Origin of the sequence: Vaccinium witches'-broom phytoplasma str. VAC (assembly GCF_000309405.1) — a bacterium.
GTDB lineage: Bacteria > Bacillota_I > Bacilli_A > Acholeplasmatales > Acholeplasmataceae > Phytoplasma.
Window position 1 is genome coordinate 1 of record NZ_AKIN01000200.1, and the last position, 274, is coordinate 274.

The 274-nt window shown below is 23.7% G+C and carries 1 pseudogene; it reads right to left on the minus strand.

Going from position 1 to position 274, the window contains the following annotated elements:
- Window positions 1–274, minus strand: a pseudogene (locus tag RI68_RS04510) (DNA double-strand break repair rad50 ATPase); the annotation flags it as partial.

The following is a 274-nucleotide window of genomic DNA, read 5'->3' on the forward strand; positions in this document are numbered from 1 at the left end:
TCATAAAGGATATCTAATTTAGTGCGTAATTTTTCTTTTTCAGTTAAATCAGTGGATTCGGCGATTTGTTTTTCAGTTTGTTTTATTTCTTTTTCTTTGTTGACAAAATCTTCTTCTTTTTGTTTTAATTGTTCTTTTAAGATATTAATGTTATTTTCAGTTTCTTGTTTTTGTTTTTTGATTTCGTTAATCTTTGTTTCTGTTTGATTTATTAGTTCTTTGATTTTTTCTTTTTGTTCTTGGGTTATTTTTTGTTCTTCATAGAGTGTTTTTA